At 37.6% G+C, this 6,830-nt stretch carries 6 protein-coding genes; 5 read left to right on the forward strand and 1 reads right to left on the reverse strand.

Annotated features, from left to right (window positions below; translation table 11 throughout):
* The first annotated feature begins 271 nt into the window (after nucleotides 1–271).
* From IQ237_RS06565 to IQ237_RS06580, 4 genes are all read left to right on the forward strand, one after another.
* On the forward strand, nucleotides 272–859 hold the full coding sequence (locus IQ237_RS06565; RefSeq protein ID WP_194053481.1) for a Panacea domain-containing protein: 588 nt from the start codon (nucleotides 272–274) through the stop codon (nucleotides 857–859).
* Nucleotides 831–1,208, forward strand: coding sequence for a hypothetical protein (locus IQ237_RS06570; RefSeq protein WP_194053482.1), 378 nt, complete (start codon nucleotides 831–833; stop codon nucleotides 1,206–1,208). Before IQ237_RS06565 ends, IQ237_RS06570 begins: the two co-directional genes overlap by 29 nt.
* A 97-nt stretch (nucleotides 1,209–1,305) precedes the next feature.
* Nucleotides 1,306–2,592, forward strand: coding sequence for a serine/threonine-protein kinase (locus IQ237_RS26150; protein ID WP_228019771.1), 1,287 nt, complete (start codon nucleotides 1,306–1,308; stop codon nucleotides 2,590–2,592).
* Nucleotides 2,593–2,829: 237 nt separating this feature from the next.
* Complete coding sequence (locus IQ237_RS06580) at nucleotides 2,830–3,408, forward strand: HD domain-containing protein (RefSeq protein WP_194053483.1); 579 nt, start codon at nucleotides 2,830–2,832, stop codon at nucleotides 3,406–3,408.
* Nucleotides 3,409–3,583: 175 nt separating this feature from the next.
* Here the strand turns inward: IQ237_RS06580 and IQ237_RS06585 are convergent, their stop codons facing one another.
* Entirely contained in the window at nucleotides 3,584–4,600 is a 1,017-nt protein-coding gene (locus IQ237_RS06585) for a ribose-phosphate pyrophosphokinase (RefSeq protein ID WP_187042054.1), read from the reverse strand.
* Between the two features lie 680 nt (nucleotides 4,601–5,280).
* Between IQ237_RS06585 and IQ237_RS06590 the strand changes: the two genes are divergently transcribed.
* Nucleotides 5,281–6,830: serine/threonine-protein kinase (locus tag IQ237_RS06590; RefSeq protein WP_194053485.1), on the forward strand; the 1,550-nt coding region annotated here is incomplete at its 3' end.

Below are 6,830 nucleotides of genomic sequence, written 5' to 3' on the forward strand. Positions count from 1 at the left end.
ATTGCCAAAAACTATTCTCATAATATTCATAATAGAAGTTAAGTGTACTTGAGATTTTTTAGGCGAAGGTTTTTTGTCTGTTGTGTAACAAATCTTTAAATATTATAGCGTAATTGTCACAACAATTGTGATTTTGACAGAAAATAGCAAGAGTGTTTCTTGGGTTTCATAGCCTAATGATGAAAGTTATTTATTAGTAAATACGTACTAAAAAATGAATTTAAAGTATAATAGATGGAGTATGTATTGTGTTTGATTTGCGAGTGTGATTATGATTGATTGTCTAACTGTATCTCGCTACTTCATTATCAAAGCTTACCAAGACGGCATAGAAGCAGAAATGACAAACATGAAAGTACAAAAGCTGCTTTATTATGCCCAAAGTTTGCATTTAGCCATGTATGATCAACCATTATTTCCCGAAGAAATACAAGCATGGCGTTATGGTCCAGTTTGTCCACCTGCCTATAGATTTTATAGCGAATTTGAAGCTAAACAATTACCTATTCCTAGTCAAGAATCATTATCAGAAATATCTGAAGATGATAAACAACTGCTAGAGGAAGTATGGGAATATTTTGGCGGTTATCATGCTTATCGTTTAAGTGATATGACTCACTTAGAATTTCCTTGGAAAAAAGCACGTCAAGGTTTACCACCTCAAGCTGCTTCCACCACAGTCATTTTATTAGAAGATTTAAAAGCATTAGGACATGAGAAATTAGATCAGATAGAAAGAGATCATCCATTTTACAAAGATGTGATGAGACAAGTATTAAAAGATGCTTGTAATTCGGAAACATCAAATCGTGTTAAAAAAGGAGAAGTCCGTGACTGGCTTAACTCCCTTCTCGATTGAAAAAACAGATAATTTTCAGCGTTCTTTCAAAAAACTTGCCAAAGCGTATAGGTCTGATTTTGTAGAGTGTGTGGCACAAATTTTAGAAGATTTAATTGATGATCAATATCCGATAAATTCTCGCTATGAACCTTTACCGGGAAAAATAGAATTACCTGAAGGTTGGTCATTTCATAAACTAGAATTTAAAGTCTCAAAAGGTGCATCTGGACAAATCAGATTAATGTATTTAGTGAATACAAATGATTGTATAATTAAACTGGTGTGGATTTATAGCCATGAACAGTTTGCTAAACGTCCGGCTGATGTAGATTTAAAGAGTGTGCTTAAAGAAATTCTCGATAGTTAGGATGTGGTTATATTAAGATTTTTAGATAATTATTAAATTTTCTATTCTGGTAGATTTTGTGCCAAAATGAACCTATAACTCTATAATTCTACAGGTTATGGTTTGGGTATCAGGACAGCAACTGCAAAACGGTAAATACACCATAGAAAAAGAACTAGGTGAAGGTGGTTTTGGGATCACATATCTTGCAAAAGATCACCAAGGAAACTTAGTGGTTATCAAAACCTTAAACGATGCAATTAAAAAACGTGCTGATTTTGCTAAATTTCAACAAGATTTTATTAACGAAGCGATTAAATTAGCAAAATGCAATCATCCCCACATCGTGAAAATTTACGAAGTCATAAATGAGGATGATTTGTGGTGTATGGTAATGGAATATATTGATGGGGAAGATTTAGGAACTTTAGTAGAAAATCATGGTGTTTTATCTGAAGAGATAGCGTTAAAATATATTCAACAAATAGGAGAAGCATTAACTGTAGTTCATAATAATGGGTTATTACACCGAGATATAAAACCGCAAAATATAATGATACGTTCTGGGAAATCAGAAGCAGTATTAATTGATTTTGGAATTGCTAGAGAATTTACACCAAATTTAAGCAAAACCCACACAAAAATATTATCTGATGGTTTTGCACCCATTGAACAATATGATGCGAGAGCGAAAAGAGGAGCATTTACAGATGTGTATGCTTTAGCAGCAACTTTGTATTCTTTATTAACAGGAGAATTACCAACTATAGCACCAATGAGAGCGATTGGTACAGAAATAGAAGAAGCGAAAAAGATAAATTCCCAGATTAGCGATCGCGTGAATCATGCAATAATTAAAGGAATGGAAATCAAACCAGAAAATCGTCCACAGTCCATCAATGAATGGTTATCTCTTTTGGACATTCAAGCAAAGAAACCTGTTATTTACCAAACACCTCAACCAGAAGATCAGATGATCCGTGAATTTAACAATCATGTTGATTATAATAGTAATAATGCAGGATATCTGATACATCATAAAGACCATCGCAAAGATCCTACATTGCATTATCATATCACAATATCTGATATTCACGCCTTTAACTTTGGTGGAAATGGATTTGCTGTATTCCGAATTCCGCGAAAGTATCATATAGTAAAATCAGTGACTTTATTACCCAGAAAAGAAGTCCTAGATAGATGTTTAATAGCATATCAATTATTCAAAGATTGGGATTATGGTATATTGGGATGGAACTGTGAACACTTTGCCAGATTAGTAACAACAGGAGAAGCGATTAGTTATCAAGTCAAAGAATCACCCTTAGCAATTTTCAATAATAATGGATATCATCCATTAGCAAAAGAAATGATGGAAAAAGCTTGTAGAGAAACCAACTTCTAAAAACAATATTTTACTTCAAAGAAATAACCTCTCTTATTCTTCTTTTCTTCTTCTATTCTTCTTCTTCCTCTTCCTTCGTGTACTTCGTGTTCTTCGTGGTTCAATCCTGATAAACCTCTAAAAAAACCAAAAATACCGAAAAATAACCTCTCTTATTCTTCTTCCTCTTCCTTCGTGTACTTCGTGGTTCAATCCTTCTAAACTTAGAAAATAAACCGAAAATACCTATTAAAAAAAATGCTAACAGAAAAATTCACCCAAGCATTAACCTACGCGCACCAACTCCACGCAACCCAAAAACGCAAAGGTTCAGGAGTACCTTATATTAGCCATTTATTAGGAGTAGCCAGCATAGCATTAGAATATGGAGCAAACGAAGAAGAAGCGATCGCTGCATTATTACATGATGCCATAGAAGACCAAGGAGGAGCAGCCACCAGAGAAGAAATTCGTCGTCGCTTTGGGGATAAAGTCACCGCAATAGTTGACGGATGCACCGACGCAGACACCACCCCTAAACCCCCTTGGAAACAACGCAAAGAAAAATATCTCGCTCATATTTCCACCGCTTCCCCTTCCGTGTTGCTGGTTTCCTGTGCTGATAAAATTTACAACGCTAGATCCATTCTCAAAGACTATCGTTTAATGGATGATGCAGTGTGGGAAAGATTCAAAGCTGGTAAAGAAGGAACTTTGTGGTATTATCGCGCTTTAGTGGATGCTTTTAAAAAGACTAATAAAAATACTAAAATTACACAATTAACAGAAGAATTAGAACGAGTAGTAACAGAATTAGAAACTTTAGTAAAGGTTTAGCAGTGCTATAGATTTATGGGTGTTTTTAGTCATCTTTAGATGACTTCTGCTATTAGACTGGGAATTCATTCCCAGTCGGGTGATCGGTTTTACGTTAAGTTGACACCAATGAGCAGTGCTAAACCCCTACTGACTCCAGATAAAAATCATCCCCAAGGATGATTAAATTTACAACCTAACGGAATAAACTACTTAATGAACTATCTTCGTGAATCCGCCAAATCGCCTCACCAAGTAAATTAGCAACTGACAGCGTGACTAACTGAGGAAAACGATTACTTTCAGGAATAGGAATAGTGTTAGTAACTATCACTTCCTCAAATAAGCCACTTGATAAGCGTTCAATCGCTGGCGGTGAAAATACTGCATGGGTAGCACAAGCATATACTTGACTAGCGCCTTCTTGACGGAGTAATTTCGCCCCTTCGGTAATTGTTCCACCTGTATCAATCATGTCATCTACTAAAATTGCCGTTTTGCCTCTGACATCACCGATGACATTCAAAACCTCAGCGACGTTGTGAGCTTGACGGCGTTTATCAATGATTGCCAGAGGTGCATCATTCAATTTTTTGGCAAATGCTCTGGCTCTGGCAACACCGCCCACATCAGGGGAAACAACTACAACATCATGTAGTTGTTTACTCTGTAAATAATCCAGTATTACGGGTGAACCATAAACATGATCAAAAGGTATATCAAAATACCCTTGTATTTGTGCTGCGTGTAAGTCCATTGCGAGAATACGACTAGCACCAGCTTGAGTAATCAGGTTAGCAACCAGTTTAGCGGTGATAGATTCTCGTCCTGCGGTTTTGCGGTCAGCGCGGGCATAACCATAATAGGGAATTACTGCGGTAATTTGCCGTGCAGATGCGCGACGACAAGCATCAATCATGATCAGTAATTCCATTAAATGGTCGTTAACTGGCTGGCACGTTGGCTGGATTAAATAGACATCACAACCGCGAATAGATTCTTGGATTTGAACATACAGTTCACCATCCGCAAATCTTTTGCGAATCATCGGACCCAAGTCCATCCCCAGGTAACGAGCGACTTCTTGGGATAATTGTAAATTGGCAGAGCCAGAAAACAGCCGCAGACGGTGATTTTCAGTCAGTCCTGTGGTGACTGGGTGCATTGTCAAAGTTGCAGAACTCAGCACAGCAGATCCTCGATGTGCATTCATGGCGATATTATCATCAGAGATTTAGCAGATTTCACGGTCATAGATAGACTAAACAAAACATTTGTAAGTTTTGTTGAAACTTCTATACAAACTTGCAATATTTCTCCATATACTTACATTAACTAATTTTCTAGTTCTTCTGAGAAAAAACCAATGAGGAATATACTGACATCTATTTTGATCAATAGTTTCAGAGTTCCATTTTTGGAAATTGGAATGAACCACCCAAATATTTGATAATTTGCTATGGTAGATTACTTATTATACCGTTTCTTTTATCACTGAGATCAATTTATTTGCACATAAATTCAAAATTTTTTCCAATTTTGGGCAGTATTAATCAGTCCCACAGAAAATGATCAATGCTAGTTGACAATTTAAGCAGGGGACAATAGAAATTTTCTGACTGCGGAATGTTGAAAACCAACAATTTAGCTTTCAAGATGCTGGTACTTATTTTATGATACTAGCGTCAAATTGAGAAACTCAGTTATTCGATCTTCTATATTGGTGACTGGGGACTGGGGAAGAAGCAGGGGAGCAGGGAGCAGGGGGAAGTCATTGGTGTTTTTCCCAATTACCAATTACCAATTACCAATTATCAATTACCAGTCACCACGTTTATGCTTTAGTTAAAGTTAATTTCTAGCTCAGTTGCTATTACACTTAATCAATTGATTATGCAACCACCCATTAAAGTTGGTACTGTTTTACAAAATCGTTATCACATCATTCACATTCTCGGCCAGGGGGGGTTTGGTAGAACCTATCTCGCGGAAGATCAGAGGCGCTTTAATGAACTTTGTGCAATTAAAGAATTGATGGTCACAGAAACGGGTGTTTATGGTGGGAAAAAAGCCCAGGAACTGTTTGAGCGCGAAGCAGCAACTTTATATCAAATCGCGCATCCGCAAATACCTAAGTTTCGAGAAAAGTTTTCCCAAGATCAACGCTTGTTTTTGGTGCAAGATTACATTAGCGGGAAGACCTATCACACCCTCTTAAATGAACGTCGCCCTGAAAGTCAAGCTTTCACTGAAGTTGAGGTATTACATCTGCTACGCTCTTTGTTACCCGTTTTGGAGCATATTCACAACAAGAGAATTATTCACCGGGATATTTCGCCGGATAATTTGATTTTACGGGATATTGATCAAAAACCTGTATTAATTGATTTTGGGGTGGTGAAAGAACTAGCTACACGGTTATCTACCCCGGAAAAAAAGCCGGTGACAACGGTGGGGAAACCGGGCTATTCTCCTAGTGAACAAATGCAGTCTGGTAAAGCCTATCCTAATAGTGATTTGTATGCACTAGCGGTAACAGCTATAGTTTTGTTGACGGGAAAAGAACCAGCAGAGTTATTTAATGAAACCCAACTGACTTGGAACTGGCAGGAGTGGGTAGAAGTGAATCACCGATTTGCTGAAGTTTTAAATCGGATGTTAAGTTATGTACCGGGCGATCGCTATCAAAGTGCTAAGGATGTATTATCAGCTTTAGAATCGCTGGATCAACCCCATATCCCGCAGCCAGAGGTATCATATCTACCAACCGTTGCTGTTAGTCATCGTCCCGATCCTTTACCACCAACACCCAACACACCTGATCCGGTAATTCCACCACCACAAAGTAGCTCTATCTTAGATAATCCGTTAGCTATTGGCGCTATTGGTAGTGCTGTGGTAATTTTAGCAGGATTTGGTTCTTGGACAGTGGTTAATTCTCTTCGCAGTCAACAATCACAAACACCACCAGAACAAGCAACCACGCCCCAAAGTTTTCCTTCTCCTGTTATTCCCGGTGTGACATCTACTCCGACACCAGATTTAACATTAACACCAACACCAACACCGACTAATACTGAAGTTGTCTATACAAAACGTTTAAGATTCGGAACATCTAACACAATTAAGGTAGATGGTACTATCAAGGTTGGTGAAATAATTAAATACAGTTTTACGGGTGATGTTGGGCAAAAGTTAAATGTAGCTGTTGACAAAGAAAGTGGAGTTGTGCTAAGTGTAGTAACTGCTGATGATCAACCGATTGGTTATGATTCAGAGCGAGTTACTTCTTATCAAGGTTTATTATCCAATAGTGGTGAATACACTATTCAATTAATTTTGTCCACAGAAGTGGCTGAAAGTGATTATAGTTTGAATGTCGCTTTAGAAAACCCAGTTGAACCTACACCCACCGAAACCCCCACCCCTACAGCTGTCTCTTA

The sequence above is a fragment of the Sphaerospermopsis sp. LEGE 08334 genome (assembly GCF_015207205.1).
Lineage (GTDB): Bacteria > Cyanobacteriota > Cyanobacteriia > Cyanobacteriales > Nostocaceae > Sphaerospermopsis.